The sequence below is a fragment of the Streptomyces sp. NPDC049954 genome, assembly GCF_040656295.1.
GTDB lineage: Bacteria > Actinomycetota > Actinomycetes > Streptomycetales > Streptomycetaceae > Streptomyces.
Window position 1 is genome coordinate 417,982 of the sequence record NZ_JBFALS010000006.1, and the last position, 16,576, is coordinate 434,557.

General features: G+C 75.5%; 13 protein-coding genes. 8 read left to right on the plus strand and 5 right to left on the minus strand.

Features of this window, described 5'->3' with window-relative positions:
- The first annotated feature begins 173 nt into the window (after positions 1-173).
- The 3 genes from AB0J21_RS16320 to AB0J21_RS16330 all read left to right on the plus strand — a co-directional run bounded on the left by AB0J21_RS16320 (position 174) and on the right by AB0J21_RS16330 (position 2,653).
- The gene (locus AB0J21_RS16320; protein ID WP_363146611.1) at positions 174-977 is read left to right on the plus strand and encodes a 5-oxoprolinase subunit PxpA; all 804 of its coding nucleotides are present in this window, start codon (positions 174-176) and stop codon (positions 975-977) included.
- Positions 978-1,088: 111 nt separating this feature from the next.
- Positions 1,089-1,742, plus strand: coding sequence for an allophanate hydrolase subunit 1 (locus AB0J21_RS16325; RefSeq protein ID WP_363146734.1), 654 nt, complete (start codon positions 1,089-1,091; stop codon positions 1,740-1,742).
- The gene (locus AB0J21_RS16330; RefSeq protein ID WP_363146612.1) at positions 1,739-2,653 is read left to right on the plus strand and encodes a biotin-dependent carboxyltransferase family protein; all 915 of its coding nucleotides are present in this window, start codon (positions 1,739-1,741) and stop codon (positions 2,651-2,653) included. Before AB0J21_RS16325 ends, AB0J21_RS16330 begins: the two co-directional genes overlap by 4 nt.
- Positions 2,654-2,677: 24 nt before the next feature.
- On the opposite strand, the gene AB0J21_RS16335 is transcribed toward AB0J21_RS16330, so the two are convergent.
- Positions 2,678-3,490 carry a L,D-transpeptidase family protein gene (locus AB0J21_RS16335; protein WP_363146613.1) on the minus strand — a complete coding sequence of 271 codons (813 nt, stop codon included), beginning with the start codon at positions 3,488-3,490 and terminating at the stop codon, positions 2,678-2,680.
- 338 nt (positions 3,491-3,828) lie between these two features.
- On the opposite strand from AB0J21_RS16335, the gene AB0J21_RS16340 reads away from it, so the two are divergent.
- Positions 3,829-4,722 (plus strand): SDR family oxidoreductase, encoded by an 894-nt coding sequence (locus AB0J21_RS16340; RefSeq protein WP_363146615.1) that lies wholly within the window; start codon positions 3,829-3,831, stop codon positions 4,720-4,722.
- Positions 4,723-4,759: 37 nt separating this feature from the next.
- On the opposite strand, the gene AB0J21_RS16345 is transcribed toward AB0J21_RS16340, so the two are convergent.
- Entirely contained in the window at positions 4,760-7,144 is a 2,385-nt protein-coding gene (locus tag AB0J21_RS16345) for a SpoIIE family protein phosphatase (protein ID WP_363146616.1), read from the minus strand.
- A 469-nt stretch (positions 7,145-7,613) separates the two neighbouring features.
- Between AB0J21_RS16345 and rsgA the strand changes: the two genes are divergently transcribed.
- Positions 7,614-8,801, plus strand: coding sequence for a ribosome small subunit-dependent GTPase A (rsgA, locus tag AB0J21_RS16350; protein WP_363146617.1), 1,188 nt, complete (start codon positions 7,614-7,616; stop codon positions 8,799-8,801).
- A gap of 138 nt (positions 8,802-8,939) precedes the next feature.
- Here rsgA and AB0J21_RS16355 read toward each other — a convergent pair whose 3' ends face one another.
- From AB0J21_RS16355 to AB0J21_RS16365, 3 genes are all read right to left on the minus strand, one after another.
- Positions 8,940-9,317, minus strand: a complete 378-nt coding sequence (locus tag AB0J21_RS16355; protein ID WP_363146618.1) for a PPOX class F420-dependent oxidoreductase — start codon at positions 9,315-9,317, stop codon at positions 8,940-8,942.
- Positions 9,318-9,403: 86 nt separating this feature from the next.
- The gene (locus AB0J21_RS16360; protein WP_363146619.1) at positions 9,404-9,886 is read right to left on the minus strand and encodes a DUF456 domain-containing protein; all 483 of its coding nucleotides are present in this window, start codon (positions 9,884-9,886) and stop codon (positions 9,404-9,406) included.
- A 128-nt stretch (positions 9,887-10,014) separates the two neighbouring features.
- Positions 10,015-10,995, minus strand: a complete 981-nt coding sequence (locus AB0J21_RS16365) for a helix-turn-helix transcriptional regulator (protein WP_363146620.1) — start codon at positions 10,993-10,995, stop codon at positions 10,015-10,017.
- 487 nt (positions 10,996-11,482) lie between these two features.
- Between AB0J21_RS16365 and AB0J21_RS16370 the strand changes: the two genes are divergently transcribed.
- From AB0J21_RS16370 to AB0J21_RS16380, 3 genes are all read left to right on the plus strand, one after another.
- Positions 11,483-13,933, plus strand: coding sequence for a protein phosphatase 2C domain-containing protein (locus AB0J21_RS16370; protein ID WP_363146622.1), 2,451 nt, complete (start codon positions 11,483-11,485; stop codon positions 13,931-13,933).
- 76 nt (positions 13,934-14,009) lie between these two features.
- A complete protein-coding gene (locus tag AB0J21_RS16375; protein WP_363146624.1) occupies positions 14,010-15,755 on the plus strand; it encodes a pyruvate dehydrogenase in 1,746 nt (581 codons plus the stop codon).
- Between the two features lie 267 nt (positions 15,756-16,022).
- Positions 16,023-16,553: an ATP-binding protein gene (locus AB0J21_RS16380; RefSeq protein ID WP_363146625.1), complete on the plus strand. Its 531-nt coding sequence runs from the start codon at positions 16,023-16,025 to the stop codon at positions 16,551-16,553.
- Positions 16,554-16,576: the final 23 nt, after the last annotated feature.

Below are 16,576 nucleotides of genomic sequence, written 5' to 3' on the forward strand. Positions count from 1 at the left end.
CACCCGCCCGGCCGGGGCGTACGCCGCTACGGGACCCCGGCGCCCCGCGCGGGCCCGGTGGCGCCGCCGCGACCGGGCGTGCGGCTACCGTGGCCCCGCGGCCACCGAGCGCCGTACACCGGCCCCTGGAGCCGGCGGACCGGAACGGCCGCACCGGACGCGGGAGGACACCTATGACGGAGCCGGCCATGGACCTCAACTCGGACCTCGCGGAGAGCTTCGGGCGCTGGGAGCTCGGCGACGACGCCGCGCTGCTCGCGATCGTCACGAGCGCCAACATCGCGTGCGGCTACCACGCGGGCGACGCCACGGTGATCCGCCGGGCCTGCGCGGACGCCGCCCGGCACGGGGTGACGGTCGGCGCGCAGGTCGGCTACCGCGACCTCGCCGGCTTCGGCCGCCGCTTCATCGACGTACCGCCCGCCGAACTCACCGACGACGTCCTCTACCAGATCGCGGCACTCGACGGACTGGCCCGGATCTCCGGCACCCGGGTGCGCTACGTCAAACCGCACGGCGCGCTGTACAACGCGATCGTGCACCACGAGGCCCAGGCCGCCGCCGTCGTCGAGGCGGTCCGCACCTGGGACCCGGACTGCGCGGTGCTCGGCCTGCCCGGCTCGCAGTGGCTGCGCCGGGCCGGGGAGGCGGGACTGCGCGTGCACCGCGAGGCCTTCGCCGACCGCGCCTACACCCCCGAGGGCACGCTCGTCTCCCGGCGCGAGCCCGGAGCGGTCCTGCACGATCCGGAAGAGATCGCCGAGCGCTGCGTACGTATCGCGCGCGGGGAGCCCGTCACCGCCGTCGACGGCTCCGCACTCCTCGTCGAGGCCGACTCCCTGTGCGTGCACGGGGACAGCCCCGGCGCGGTCCGGATCGCCGGGACGGTACGGGACCGGCTGCGCGCCGAGGGCATCGCGCTGCGCCCCTTCACCGGCGGGCCGCCGCGCGAGCGGACCCCCGCGAACCTGCCGTAAGGCCCGGCACGCACCACGCACCACCTGCCGCAAGAACCCGGCGCACACGGCCGTAAGGACCCGCGCGCCGCCCGAACTCCCGCCGGAAAGGACGCTGCCCCCATGCCCCCGATGCCCGCCGTGCCGCCGTCGCCCTCGGCGTCCACCGCCCCTGTCCCGCGTGTCCTGCCCTGCGCGGACCACGCACTGCTGCTCGAACTGCCGGGCCTCGACGCCGTGCAGGCCCTGTACGCCGCGCTGCGGGCCGATCCGCCGGCGGGAGTGAGCGACCTCGTGCCCGCCGCCCGCACCCTGCTCCTGCACCTCGCCCCCGGGGCGGACGTCGCCGCCGTCGAACGCGCGGTGCGCGCCGTACGGCCCGAGGCGGGCGGGCGCGGAGCCGGAGAACTCGTCCGCGTACCGGTCGTCTACGACGGCGCCGACCTCGCCGAGGTCGCCGCACTCGCCGGGATCGGCCCGCGCGAGGTCGTACGGCTGCACACCGGGGCCGAATGGACCGTCGCCTTCGGCGGGTTCGCGCCCGGCTTCGGCTACCTCGTGGGCGGACCGCCCGAGCTGACCGTCCCGCGCCGCACCGAGTCCCGAACCCGGGTGCCCGCCGGATCGGTCGGGCTCGCGGGGGAGTTCAGCGGGATCTACCCGCGCTCCTCGCCCGGCGGCTGGCAGCTCATCGGCCGCACCGGCCTGCCCGTGTGGCAGGTCGACCGCGACCCGCCCGCCCTCCTGCGCCCCGGCGTCCGCGTCCGCTTCGAGGAGGCCGGATGACCGCGACCCACGAGGCGGGCGCGGGCGCTCTGGAGATCCTCGCGACCGGCCCGCTCGCGACGCTCCAGGACCTCGGCAGGCCCGGCCTCGCCCACATCGGCGTCGGCCGCTCCGGCGCCGCCGACCGCCGCTCCCTGACGCTCGCCAACCGGCTGCTCGCCAACCCGCAGGACGCCGCGTGCGTCGAGATCACCCTCGGCGGCCTCGCCGTACGCGCCCGGCGCGACCTCCTCGTCGCGCTCACCGGAGCCCCCTGCCCGGTCACCGTCCAGGGGCGCCCCGCCGCCCTCAACTGCCCGCTCCCGCTCCCGGCGGGCGCCGAACTGCGGCTCGGGCTCCCGGCGTCCGGGCTGCGCACCTACCTCGCCGTCCGGGGCGGACTGACCCCGCCACCCGTCCTCGGCTCGCGCGCGACCGACCTCCTGTCCGGGGTCGGCCCCGCGCCGCTGGCCCCCGGGACGTGGCTGCCGGTGGGGGCGGCGCCCGCCGCGTTCCCGTGCGTCGACCTCGCGCCCGTCGCCGCGCCCGCCGAGGGCGAACTGACGCTGCGCGTACGGCGCGGGCCGCGCGCCGACTGGTTCACCGACGCCGCGCTCACCGCGCTGCTGACGGGCGCCTGGCGGGTCAGCGCGGACAGCGACCGGGTCGGCATGCGCCTGGAGGACGGCCCGGCCCTCGCACGCGTTGGGACCGAGGAGCTGCCCAGTGAGGGCATGGTGCCCGGCGCCCTCCAGGTGCCGCCGTCCGGACAGCCCACCCTGTTCCTCGCCGACCACCCCGTGACCGGCGGCTACCCGGTGATCGCCGTCGTCACCCGTGAGGACGTCGACCGCGCGGCCCAGGCCCGCCCCGGTCAGTCCCTGCGCTTCACGGACGGCCGCACGCCCGCCGCCGGACGAGGCGCCGCGTGACCCCGCGGGTGCCGGCGGGCGCCCTCACTTCGCGAGCACCGGCCCGGCCCCCATCACCACGACCGGGTGCAGGGCCGGGTTCAGCCGCCGCATCAGGGTGCGCAGCCGGGGCTTCGGCAGGGCCACACAGCCCTGCGTGGGGCCCCCGTGGTCCACGTGCAGCCAGATCCCGCCGCCCCGGTCCGCGCCCATCGGCCTGCGCCGGTCCTGCGGCGGGCTCCCCGGTACCCGGTTGTAGTCGATCGCCACGACGTGGTCGAAGGAACCGTCCAGCGGCTCCCCCTCGAAGCCGGTGCCCGAGTCCCCGTACACCGGGTCGCGGTCGTACGGCAGCCGGGTGCCCGGGTCGGGGTCCCGGCCGCCCGCGTCGGTGAGGGTGTAGACGCCCGAGGGGGACCGCAGGTCGTCGGCGCGGTGGTGTGTCGTCCACCCGAGCAGGGCGTTGCGCGCCGGCCAGGGGCCCGCGACCGGCAGCCAGCCCTTCGCCGCGACGCGTTCGTACAGCACCGCGCTCGCCCGGTTGGAGTCGACGGAGCGGCCGGTCACCACGAGCGCCTGCCGCGTGTCCGACGGCAGCCGCGCACGCGTCCGGGGCCCTAGCGACGGGATGCGCGCCGCCGTCGCCTCCGGCCCCGCGGCCGGGACCGCCCGCTCCCCGGGGGCGCCGGGTGCGCCCCGCGCACCGGACGCCGCGGCCGACGAGGGCCGCTCCGGCGTGGGGGAGGCGTGCTCGGGAGCGGCACGGGTACCGGCGCAGCCGGCGAGCAGCAGCACCTGCGCGCCCACGAGCACGGTGCGCCGCAGTCCGCGCGCACCGGGGGTTCCGTGAGTTCTCAACTCCGCGCTCCTTGGGGAAACGGGCCCTTGAGGACCCTGGGGGAGACCGCCTGTCACCGGCGGCGGGGACCGGCTCCCCGCACTGTGCCCCAGACCCCGAGGCGCGGGCGGGCACCGACACGGCAGCCGGGCCGTGCGGGGGCCAGGCCGGTGAGGGCGGCGGGCCCGCCCGGGTGAGCCCGCCGCCCGAACGGCCGCCGCCCGTGACCGGTCCGGTCCCTCCCGGGCTGCCGCGCCCCGCGTCCCGGCCTACGGTGAGCCTGTCCGCAGTCCGAGCAGTCGCCGCCCCACTCCGGCCCCGCGCGCGGTACGGCGGTCCCGTCAGCCCCGGAGGCCCCGTGAAGTCCGGCACCAGTCCCCTGCAGGGCCGTACCGTCGTGGTGACCGGAGCCGCCCGCGGCCTCGGCCGGGCGCTCGCGGAGCGCCTCGCCGGGTGCGGGGCGCGCCTGGCCCTGGTCGGGCGCAACACCGACGCCCTCGGCGAGGTCGCCGCCTCCCTGCCCGCCGAGGCCGAGTGCTGGGAGGCGGACGTCACCGACCACGCCGCCCTGGCGGACGTGTCCCGGCACATCCGGGAACGGTTCGGGCCGCCCTCCGTCGTGATCGCGAACGCCGGGGTCGCCGAGGGCGGCCCCTTCCTGCACTCCGACCCGGTGACCTGGCGCCGGGTGATCGACGTGAACCTCGTGGGCAGCGCCAACACCGCCCGCGCCTTCCTGCCCGACCTGCTGGCCTCGCGGGGCTACTTCCTCCAGATCGCCTCGCTCGCCTCGATGGGCACCTCCCCGATGATGAGCGCGTACTGCGCCTCCAAGGCGGGCGTCGAGGCGTTCGCGCACTCCCTGCGCGCCGAGGTCGCCCACGAGGGGGTCGGCGTCGGTATCGCCTACCTCAACTGGATGGACACCGACATGACGCAGGACAGCGAACAGTTCGCGGTCCTGCGGGAGTTGCGCGCCCACGAACCGGCCCCCGCCCGCAAGGTGTTCCCCGCGAGCGAGGTGGCCGACCGCATGGTGCGCACGATCGAACGCCGCCGGGGCGCGGTCTACGTCCCGGGCTGGCTGCGGTCGGTCCAGGCGGTGCGCGGGGCGCTGCCGCTCGTCGTCCTCGCCGTCGCACGGCGCGAACTGCCCCGTATCGCGCAGGAGTCACCGATCACCGCGACCGGTCTGCTCGGCGCCGGGGCGCGTGACGGGGAACGCCCCGGGCCCAGCCTGCGCGAGGTCTGAGGGGCGGCCCGCGCAGGGCGGCCGAGGTGGGCGCGGGTCACGCCCCGGCGGCGTCGTCGATGGCCTGTTCCGTCCAGATGGTCTTCCCGCGGGTCCGGTAGCGGCAGCCCCAGCGTTCGCTGAGCTGGGCGACCAGGAAGAGACCGCGGCCCCCCTCGTCCGTACTGCGCGCGCGGCGCAGCCTCGGCTGGGTGTTGCTCGGGTCGGACACCTCGCACACCAGGCCCCGGTTGCGGATCAGCCGCAGCGTCAGGGGGCCGCTGCCCGCGTAGCGGACCGCGTTGGTGACCAGTTCGCTCACCAGCAGCTCGGTGGAGAACCGCAGGTCCTCCAGGCCCCACTCGGCGAGCTGCGCGTCCGCGTCCGCGCGCGCCCGCTGCACCGCCGCCGGATCGGCCGGGTACTCCCAGCTCGCCATGTTCCCCTCCGGCACCGCCCGGGTCCGCGCGAGCAGCAGCGTGACGTCGTCCGGCGTGCTCTGCGCGCTGGGCCGGCGCGCGATCAGGTCGGCGCCGATCCGCTCCAGGGACCGGTCGCTCCCGCACAGTTCGCGCAGGTTCTCCCGCAGCAGCTCCATGCCCTGCTCCGGGTCGTGGTGCTCGCCCACGAGCCCGTCCGTGTACAGGGCGAGGACGCTGCCCGGCGGCAGGCTGAGCGAGCACACCTCGAAGGGGTTGTCGCCGACCCCGAGCGGCGGTCCGGGGACGAGCGGGGCGAACTCCACGCTACCGTCCGGGAACACCACGGCGGGCGGCGGATGCCCCGCGCTGGCCATCTCGCACACCCGGGTGACCGGGTCGTACACGGCGAACAGGCAGGACGCGCCGACCCCGTCGGGGTCCTCGGCCTCCCCCTTCATCCGCAGCACCAGATCGTCCAGGCGGGTGAGGAGTTCGTCGGGCGGCAGGTCGAGATCGGCGAGGGTCTGCACCGCCGTACGCAGGCGGGCCATGCTCGCGGAGGCGGGCAGACCGTGCCCCACGACGTCGCCGACCACCAGGCCGATCCGCAGCGAGGACATCGGCACGGCGTCGAACCAGTCGCCGCCCACGCTGACGCTGCCGCCGGCCGGCACGTACGCGCCCGCCGTCTCCGCCGCCGCGCTGTCCGTCGCGGCCGGCGGCAGCAGACTGCGCTGCAGGACGACGGCGGTGCGGTGCTCCCGGTTGAAGCGGAACGCGTTGTCGATGGCCAGCGCGGTGCGGGCGCACAGGTCCCGCATCAGTTTCGTGTCCGCCTCGTCGTACGGGGTGGACTCCTGGGTGCGGTACACGTTCGCGTACCCGAAGAGGCGGCCGCGCCGGTACAGCGGACAGCCCAGCGACTGGCGCAGGCCCTCCGGCACGAGCCGGGTCATCAGCTCGGGGTCGCGGCCGAGGATGTCCCGGGACAGCTCCCCGTCCGAGACGACGACGCCGCCGACGGTGCGCGGGGCGGTCTCCCGGGACTCGGCCACCCGGGGCAGCAGCTCACCGGGCTGGAGCAGTTGCGGGGGCCAGGGGCCGTGCGCGGACTTCGCGGCGGTCCTGCGGACCGCCGTAGTGCGCGTACTGGCCTCGCCGAGCGGCGGATCGCGGCCCTGGAGGACGTCGTCGGGGAAGTCCACGGTGGCCATGTCGCCGAGCGCGGGCACGAGCACCTCGACCAGGTCCTGCGCGACCTGCGCCATGTCGAGGGAACCGCCGATGTCGATGGCCCTGCGGTACGCCTCGGTCAGCCGACGGCGGCTGCGGCGCCGTGCGGTGACCTCGCTCGCGACGACCGCGAGGGCCACCGGCATGCCGAGGGGATCCTCCACCCGGAAACAGGTCAGCGCCAGGGTGACCGGCGCGTCGTCGGACACCGGCCGGTACTCCGCGCCGACCACCATGGCGCCGGTCTCGGCGACCTGGGAGAGGAGGTCGCGGGCGCTCGTCCCGTCCTGGACGTTCACCAGGTCGCTCAGCCACTCGTCCTCGGCCGACTCCGGGCGCAGCTCCTCGAAGGGCTCGTTGGTGCGCACCGGCCGCAGGTCCATCCCGAACTGGGCGAAGGCGACACCCTCCTGCGTCAGCATCGCCCGCCCCAGGTTCCGGTCCTGGTCGAGCCCGCCGCCGCTCCCGCCCGAGGCCATCGCGAGCACCAGCACCCCCGGGGCGGAGTCCGGGCGCACCAGGCGCATCTCCGCGTCCACGACATGGCCCGAACGGTGCCGCAGCCGCAGCGTCCTGCCCCCGCCCGGCGGTCCCTGCCGCCGGTCGGGCGGCGCGGCGTCGGCGATGTAGTGGCGCGCGGGCTTCCCGGCCACCTCCTCGCCCGTCCAGCCCAGCAGCTCCGTGGCCGCCCGCGACCACCACACGATCCGCCCCTGGCCGTCCAGCAGGGCCGCGGCCACGCCGTCCGTCCCGGCGGCGCCCTCGGCCGCACCGGCGGGTCGTGTCATGTCGGTCCTCCGTCACCGGCGGGGGACGGCGCCGTCCCCCGCCCGCAGTGGGTGTGGGGCCAGCATGCGCCGAACGGCACGCACGGGCACGTCGGAGACACCCGGTCGGAGACGTCGCGGACACCGGCCGAGGGCAGCCGGCCGGGGCACCCGTGGACGCAGGCCCGGCGAGGCGGCCCCGTCCCGGGCCGGGGGCCCGGAAAAACCGTGGTGCGCGTCCGGGGCCGCGCGCTACAGTCCGTCGGGTTCCGCACGGCGCGGACCCGCACGGCCCGCTGTGGCCGTCGCGAGGGAAGGACCCGGGAGGTGTACCCCATGGCTGTCGTCTTCGCGGTGGGCGTTGCCCGCACTCAGTCGTTCGTCCAGTGCTCTCCCGCGGTCCCCCGGTGACCGGCCGGAAACCGGCCCCTCCCCGGCCGCTCGGCGGCCGGTAAGTCACCTGCCGGGGCTGCCCCTCGAAGGGTTCCCCTTGTCTTTCCCGTCCTCTCCGTCCACCTCTTCACCCTCTACTTCCGCCACGTCCCCGTTCCCGTCCCTCCCTGCCCCCTCCGGGGCCGGGGCGCGGGCGCTCGCCCCCTACGGCTGGGACGCGCGCTGGGCGGCCGAGTTCGCCCCGTACGCCGAACGGGGACTGGTCCCCGGGCGCGTGGTGCGCGTCGACCGCGGTCAGTGCGATGTCGTGACCGCGCGGGGCACCGTGCGCGCCGACACCGCTTTCGTCGTGCCGCGCGATCCGATGAAGGTGATCTGCACCGGTGACTGGGCCGCCCTCGACCCGGAGGGTACGGACCTCCGGTTCGTCCAGGCGTATCTGCCGCGCCGCACGGCCTTCCTGCGGTCCACCTCCTCGAAACGCTCCGAAGGGCAGATCCTCGCCGCCAACGTCGACCACGTCCTGGTGGCGGTCTCCCTTGCGGACGAGCTCGAACTCGCCCGCATCGAACGCTTCCTGGCGCTGGCCTGGGAGTCGGGCGCGCGCCCCCTCGTCGTCCTCACCAAGGCCGACCTCGTCCCCGACCCGGCGACCCGCTCCCACCTCGTGGCGGACGTCGCGGCGAGCGCGCCGGGCGTCGCGGTGCACGTCGTCAGCGCCGAACTCGGCGAGGGCACCGAGGAACTGGGCGCCGTCGTCCGCGACGGCACCAGCGTGCTGCTCGGCCGGTCGGGGGCCGGCAAGTCCACCCTCGCCAACGCCCTGACCGGTACGCACCACATGGAGGTCCAGGCCATCCGCGACCTGGACGGAAAGGGCCGGCACACCACGACCACCCGCAACCTGCTCCCGCTGCCCGGGGGCGGCGTCCTCATCGACACCCCGGGGTTGCGCGGTGTCGGCCTGTGGGACGCGGGGCGCGGTGTCGGCCAGGTCTTCGCCGAGATCGAGGAACTCGCCGCGGACTGCCGGTTCCACGACTGCGCGCACGAGTGTGAACCGGGCTGCGCCGTGCGGCGGGCCGTCGAGGAGGGCGCCCTGGCACCGCGCAGGCTGGACAGCTACCGCAAGCTGCTGCGCGAGAACGACCGCATCGTCGCCAAGACCGACGCCCGGATGCGCGGCGAGATGCGCAAGGAGTGGAAGCGGCGCGGCGCGGAAGGACGGGCCGCGCAGGAGATCAAGCGCGGCGCGGCCCCCGTACCGCGCCGCCGCGGCCGGTAGCCTCGCGGCCCGTCCCCCGGCCCGGCCGTGCGAGCCGGGCCGGGCCGGGGGACGGGCGGGAGCCGGGCCCGGCGGGCCCCGCCTCCGCCCGCTCCTGCCCGCCACCGGCTCTCCCCGCCCACGACGTCGGACTACGGGCTACGGGCTCTCCTCCTCCAGGCCCCAGCTGTGCACCCACTCCGGGTGGACGCGGATCAGTTCCTCGCTCAGGTGCGCGCCCAGGTCGTGCGGGCCCGTCAGCAGCTCCGCGTGGCCCCGGATCTCCACGCCCCGCACCTGCCAGGGCACCTCGCTCAGGATGTCGTCGACGACCAGCGCGATCTTCGGGTTCGCCCGCAGATTGCGCCACTTCTTGGAGCGGCCCATCGCGTAGCCGCCGATCAGGATCGTGCCGTCCTCCTGCGGGAAGAAACCCACCGGATTGGCCTGCGGCATGCCCTGCGGGTCGGTCGTCGCCATGCGGCCCAGCCGCTGGGACGCGAGATACGCGCGTTCGGCCTCGCTGAACTTCGTCATGTCCGCAAGCCTTCCACGGGCCCGGCCCACCCGCACGGGTCCTGCGGCCGAGGACCGCGGGAGGAGACGGCGGTACGTCCGCAGGCTCAGCCCCAGATCTCCGCGCCCACCCACGCCCCCGTGATCAGCAGGCAGCTGAACAGCTCCACCAGCACGCTCTCGCCCATCGTCCGCATCACCGTACGGGTCGAGGCCGCCGCCTCCCCGTGGCGGCCCAGTCGCCGGCGTTCCGACAGGTACATCCCGGCGACGAACCCGGGGATCGCGCCCAGGACCGGGATCACGACGAAGCCGAGGACCGCGCCCGCCCCCGCCCACACGACCATCCGCCGGTTCACGCCCGAGCCCCGCACCCGCCGGGCCGGCAACTGCCAGCGCACCAGGTTGCTCAGCAGCAGGACGATGCTCGCGCCGACCAGGACGGCCCAGGACAGCGGCTCCGGGTCCTGGAGGGCCCACCAGAGGATCGCGGCCCAGACGAACCACGAGCCGGGGACGCCCGGGACCAGCACCCCGCACAGGCCGAGCAGTAGTACCAGCCCGACCAGCAGGAGTTCCCACACGCCCATGGACCCAGCCTGCGGGAGGCCGGGCCGCCCCGCAGGTCAAGGGGGTCCATGGGGGACGGGAAGGGAGGGCGGGGGCAGGTCCCGTCCGTCGTGGTGCCCGACCGCGCGACCGCCGCCGGGTTTCCGGTTCAGCGCGCCACCCAGCCCCGCTCGTAGGCGTGCCAGCCGAGCTGGAGGCGCGTGGTGACGCCGGTCAGTTCCATGAGGCCCTTCACCCGGCGCTGCACGGTGCGCAGCCCCAGGTCCAGCTGTTTCGCGACGCTCGCGTCCGTCATGCCCACGAGCAGCAGGGACAGGATCTGCAGGTCCATCCGGTCCGGGGCGGGAGCCGCGACCTCGTCGACGGCCCCGCCGTCCCCCAGCCGCAGCGGCAGCGCCTCGCGCCACACCGCCTCGAACAGGCCGGTCAGCGATTCGAGCAGTCCGCTCGCGTGCACGACGAGGGCGGCGGGCTCCAGGATGCGCGAGGTCAGCGGGACCATCGCGGTGGCGCCGTCGGCGATCACCAGTTTCGTCGGCACCCGGTCCACCACCCGTACCTGCTCCTCGCGGCCCATCGCCGCGCCCAGTTCGACCAGGCCGGAAGGCAGGGTCAGCACCTCGCGCTCGACCACCACGCGGAAGCGGACCCCGCGTCCCACCGCCTGTTCCTCCGCCTCGTTGTCCGTCCCGGACACCGCCATCGGCGCGCCCGTCACCAGGGCGCACACCGTGTCGGTGGCCCCGAGCTGCAACTGGAGGAAGCGCTGCGCCACCGCCGTCGTCCCGGTGACGACCTCGACCAGGTCGTGCGCGGCGGTCTGCCCGGCCTGCGCCCGGTACTCCTCGGCCAGCAGCGCGGCCGACAGCTCCGCCTGCTCCAGCTCGTGCCGGCGCTGCGTCAGCAGGGCCCCCAGCGCGACCCCCGGCGGAGCCGCGACCCAGCGTTCGGGACCGGCCGAGGACTGCGCGGCCAGCCCGTGTCTCTCCAGCAGGCGCAGGGTCCGCTCGGTGTCCGCCTCGCCGAGCGACAGCCTGCGGGCCAGATCACCCACTTCCGCGGCCCCCACCGCGACCAGTGTCCGGTACGCCGTCTCGTGCGCCTCGTCGAGGCCGATCGCGGCCAGCATGTCCAGCACCCTCCCCCTCGGGCCTGTCTTCAAACTGCCGCCTGCCGCGCGGCCGCCCTTCGGGCAACGACGCCAGTCTGAAGACAGGCCCTAGTCCCGTCCCCGGCGGGCCGTCCGCGTCCACCACCCGGAAAGGGCTGGCGGAAAAGAGCCACGGCGTAAACCCGCCACTTTCTATCATCGTCGTCACAGCGGTTCATCTGCCATCGTGGGGTGAGGTCTTGGCCAAAGGTTGGGGCGGTGGGCATCCGTGGGGGGTGCGCGCCGTCGTTCCACCCGGCCGGACATCCCGCGTGACCCTGTTCCGCTTCACCAAGTCGCCCAGCCGGCCTCGCCGGGGACGGCTTCGGACCGGGTCACCTCACGTCGCCGGACGGTCCTCCCGTGGGGGGTGGGGCCGTCCGGCGTTCGTGGTTCAGGCCATGGACCCGTCGGTAACTTCCTCTCGGCCCGTTTTCGGCGGGGTCTCGCGGTGGACAATAAGGGCATGAGCCAGCAGGGGGACAGGCGCACCGGCCACGAGGACGACTGGTGGCGGCGGTTGTACGACGAAGCGGCGCCCGACACCGGACCGGTGCGGGCCGCCGACACCCTCGACGACCGTTTCGACTCGGCGGTGCGGACCGTCGGCGAGGACGAGGCCCCGGACCGCGAGGCGGGTCCCGGCACCGAAGGCGAGCCCGGGGGCGGCGAGGAGCCGAGCGCCACCGACCGTCCGGAGCCGGACGTCCCGGACGGCGGGGAACCTGGCCCGACCACCCGGGCGGAGCCACCGGGTCGTCAGGGGCCGCTGGAGCGTGAGGAGCCGGCGGATCGTCAGGGGCCGCCGGAGCGTCCGGAGCCGCTGGGCCGTCAGGAGCCGCCCGTGCGTGGCGAGGCACCGTTCCGCGACGACGCACCGCTCCGCGACGAAACACCGGCCTCCGACGACCCATGGGCCCGTGACGGCCGACTGTCCGGTCGCGACGCACCGCCCACCCCCGCGGACCCGCCCACCCCCGCGGACCTCCCCGCCCGCGCGGATCGTGAGGCACGCGAAAGCGGCGAGGACCCGCCCGTGCCGCCCGGCGACCGGCCGGACCGGTGGGCGCCCCCACCACCCTGGGCCCCCGCCCCGAAGGCGTCCTCCCCGACGACCTTTCCCGCACCCGAGGGCTCCGCACCCGAGGGCTCCGCACCGCCTCCCCCCTCCGCTCCGGTACGTCCGGGGAGCGCCGCCCCTTGGCCGACCGGTGAGCGGCTTGGCCGCCCCTACGTGACCGGGGCCCGCCCGCTGTCCGGTCCCGCACCGGCCGAGCCGCCGCCCGGCGAACCGCCGGCCGCAGAGCCCTCGTCCGCAGGGCCTCCCGTCCCGCCGCCGCCCGTGGAACCCCCGGTGCCCGACCAGTCCGTGACGCGGCGACCGACCACGCACGGCACCGGGTCCGCCGGCTGGTTCGGGCCGCGCCCGGGGAGCCAGGGGGCCGGCGAGTGGCCGGGCGTGGCGCGGGACCCCCGGCCGCCGCGAGCGGAGCGCACCGATCCGGCGCCGCCCGGGGACACGTCCCTGCCGGACACCGAGGGCGCCCAGGCGCAGCCGGAGGCTCTCCGGCCCGGCCCCGCCGTACCGCCGCCGACAGCCACCCCGCCCCCGCCCGTCACACCGGAGCCTCCGGACCCCGTCACCGGCCCCTCCGCCCCGCACGACGCCCCGCACGACGCCACGCGCCCCGACAGCTTCGGCGCGAGTGGTCCATGGCCCTGGCGGCGCGGTCACGGCCCCCGCCACGCGGCGGGCCCTCAGGAGCCGGGGGAGGCCCACGAGGCGCCCGCGCCCCTCCCGCAAGACCGGGCACAGGACCCGGCCGAAGCCGCGACAGGCCCGGAACCCGCCGAGGCGCGCGAGCCCGCCGCACCGCGCGAGCCCTCGGTGCCGAGTCAGTCCGCTCCACCCGCTCCACGCACCCCGGCCGACCTTCCCCTCGTCGGCCCGCCGACCGTCGCGTACGTGGGCGACCGGCCGCCCACCTACGAGGCGGAGCCCACGGCGCTGCCCGACGCGGACGCCGACGCGCTGGACGAACTCGTCCCCGACACCGTCCTCGAAGGCGCCCGGCACGGCAGCGGCACCCTGCGCGCCGTCTCGCTGCGCGGGGACTCCGCCCGCCACCGGGGCGAACCCCGCAGGGACGCCCTGCTCGTGGCGCGCTTCGGCGGCGGGGAGTCCGCGCTCCTCCTGGTCGCCACGGCCACCGGGGCGCGCGGCGGCGCGGGCGCGCACCTGGCCGCGGCCGAGGCCTGCCGCTGGATCGGCTCCGCCGTGGGCCGCAGCCACCTCCGGCTCGGCGAGGACATCCGGGCGGGCCGCCGCGGGGACCTCAAGTCGGGGCTGCACCGCCTCACCGACCGCAGCCTGGGCAGGCTGCGCGCCCGGGCCGCGGAACTGGGCGTCGAACCCGAGGAGTACACCGCGAGCCTGCGCTGCCTCCTGCTGCCCGCCGACCCGCTGTGCCGCACCCGCGTGTTCTTCGGCGTCGGCCCGGGCGGGCTCTTCCGGCTGCGCGGGGGAGAGTGCCAGGACCTCGAACCGCGGGCGGGCGACACGGCGGGCGAGCCGCTCATGAGCTACGGCAGTCCCGCGCCGCCCGGACCGGCACCCGACCGGCTCACGATGGACCTGGGGATCGCGACCCCGCCCAGCCCCTACGAACCGGCGCCCGCGCCGCGCCGCGAGACCTTCCGCTTCCGGGCCTCGATCGCCCGGCCGGGTGATGTCCTGCTGCTGTGCACGGCGGGCCTCGCCGAGCCGCTGCGGGGCAGCCCCGAACTCGCCCGGCGGCTCACCACCCGCTGGACGGAGACCGAGGCGCCGGGCCTCGCCGCCTTCCTGGCCGACAGCCAGACCCGCGTCAAGGGCTACGCGGACGACCGCACCCTCGCCGCCGTATGGGAACGGTGAGCGATCCGTTTGGCAGGCGGGTACGCGGTCACTGTGACTTCATGGACCCACGGAGCACAGAAGGGGTGCGTGAGTCATGGCCAAGCAGAACGTCTCCGAACAATTCGTGGACATCCTCGTTCGCGCGGGTGTCAAACGTCTCTACGGGGTGGTCGGGGACAGCCTGAATCCGGTCGTGGACGCGATCCGCCGGAACTCCGCGATCGACTGGATCCATGTCCGGCACGAGGAGACCGCGGCCTTCGCGGCGGGGGCCGAGGCCCAGATCACGGGCTCTCTCGCGGCGTGCGCCGGCTCCTGCGGGCCGGGCAACCTGCACCTCATCAACGGCCTGTACGACGCGCACCGCTCGATGGCCCCGGTCCTCGCGCTCGCCTCGCACATCCCGTCCAGCGAGATCGGCCTCGGCTACTTCCAGGAGACGCACCCCGAGCGGCTCTTCGCCGAGTGCAGCCACTACAGCGAGATGATCTCCAACCCCCAGCAGATGCCCCGGGTGCTCCAGTCCGCGATCCAGCACGCCGTGGGCCAGGGCGGCGTGGGCGTCGTGACCCTGCCCGGCGACGTGGCCGCGCTCGACGCCCCGGAGCAGGCCACCGAGCAGGCCACGATCACCTCGCGGCCCACGGCGCGCCCCGGTGACGACGAGATCGAGCGCCTCGTGAAGCTCATCGACGAGTCGGGCCGCGTCACCCTGTTCTGCGGAGCGGGTACGGCGGGCGCGCACACCGAGGTCATGGAACTGGCCGAGAAGATCAAGTCGCCGGTGGGCCACGCGCTGCGCGGCAAGGAGTGGATCCAGTACGACAACCCGTACGACGTCGGCATGAGCGGACTGCTCGGCTACGGCGCCTGCTACGAGGCGACCAACGAGTGCGATCTGCTGATCCTGCTGGGCACCGACTTCCCGTACACCCCGTTCCTCCCGGACCGGGACACCAAGATCGTGCAGGTCGACATCCGGCCCGAACACCTCGGCCGGCGCTGCAAGCTGGACCTCGCCGTCTGGGGCGACGCGCGCGAGACGCTGCGCGCCCTCATCCCCCGGGTCAAGCCCAAGGCCAACCGCAAGTTCCTCGACAAGATGCTCAAGAAGCACGCCGACGCGCTCGAAGGGGTCGTCAAGGCGTACACCCGCAAGGTTGAGAAACACGTACCGATCCACCCCGAGTACGTCGCCGCCGTCCTGGACGAGATCGCGGACGAGGACGCCGTCTTCACCGTCGACACCGGTATGTGCAACGTGTGGGCGGCGCGCTACATCACGCCCAACGGCCGTCGGCGGATCATCGGTTCCTTCCGGCACGGGTCGATGGCCAACGCGCTGCCGCAGGCGATCGGCGCCCAGTTCAGCGACCCCGGCCGGCAGGTCGTGTCGATGTCCGGGGACGGCGGGTTCTCCATGCTCATGGGCGACTTCCTGACCCTCGTGCAGTACGACCTGCCGATCAAGGTGGTCCTGTTCAACAACTCCTCGCTCGGCATGGTCGAACTGGAGATGATGGTCGGCGGACTGCCCGCCTTCGGCACCACCAACAAGAACCCGGACTTCGCGGCGGTGGCCCGCGCGGCCGGCGCCTACGGGGTGCGGGTCGAGAAGCCGAAACAGCTGGAGAGCGCCCTCAAGGACGCCTTCAAGCACAAGGGGCCCGCCCTGGTCGACGTCGTCACCGACCCCAACGCGCTGTCCATCCCGCCGAAGATCAGCGCCGACATGGTCACCGGCTTCGCCCTGTCCGCGAGCAAGGTCGTCCTCGACGGCGGGGTCGGCCGCATGCTCCAGATGGCCCGCTCCAACCTCCGCAACGTGCCCCGCCCCTGAGACCGCGCCGCCCCCCGGCCGCTCGCCGCCCGCGAGATCGTTGTACGCCGTCTTCCGGCCGTCCCCGACGTCGTGACCCGTGACACGCGTCGCCGGGGGCGTAACCGGGCATGGTGTCCGTATACGTGTTCGTTATACGAGGGCGTACGGAATGCGGATACGAGTGCGTACGACAGCGGGTGCGCACGCGGACGACACCGAGGTGCCGCACGAGGTACCGAGGTGTCCGAGTCGGCAGGGCGACCTGTCACGGGGGTGGAGCCGGTCATGGAGAGGCATACGGGCGGTGGTTCCGGTACCGCGCCTCGGCGCGGGACGGACCGGCGCGCGGCGCGGCGGGCACCGCGCGGGCGCCGGCTCACCCGGAGGCTGGCGCGGGCCGACCTGCGGGCCGTCTCCGAGGTGCGGCACGCGCTGCGCGCCCTGCTCGACGACACGGACCGCTCCGCGTGCGCCGACACGGCCGAGCTGCTGACCAGCGAGCTGGTGACCAACGCCCTCGTGCACACCGCGCACGACGCGGTCGTCACCGCCACGGTCGGGCCGCAGGGCGTACGCGTCGAGGTGCGGGACTTCACGGGCCACCGGCCCCGGCCCCGCACGCCGGTGCCCGACGAGCACACGGGCGGCCGGGGCCTCGGCCTCGTCCAGTCCCTCGCCGACTCCTGGGGCGTGCGGGCGCTCGGCGTCGGCAAGGTCGTGTGGTTCCAGCTCGACGACCCCGCCGGGCGCGGCGAGGCGGAAGGCGCGCCCGAAGCGGACGGGGACACGGAGAACGGCGGTGCCCCGCCCTCCTGAACCACCGGAAGGGGGCACCGCCG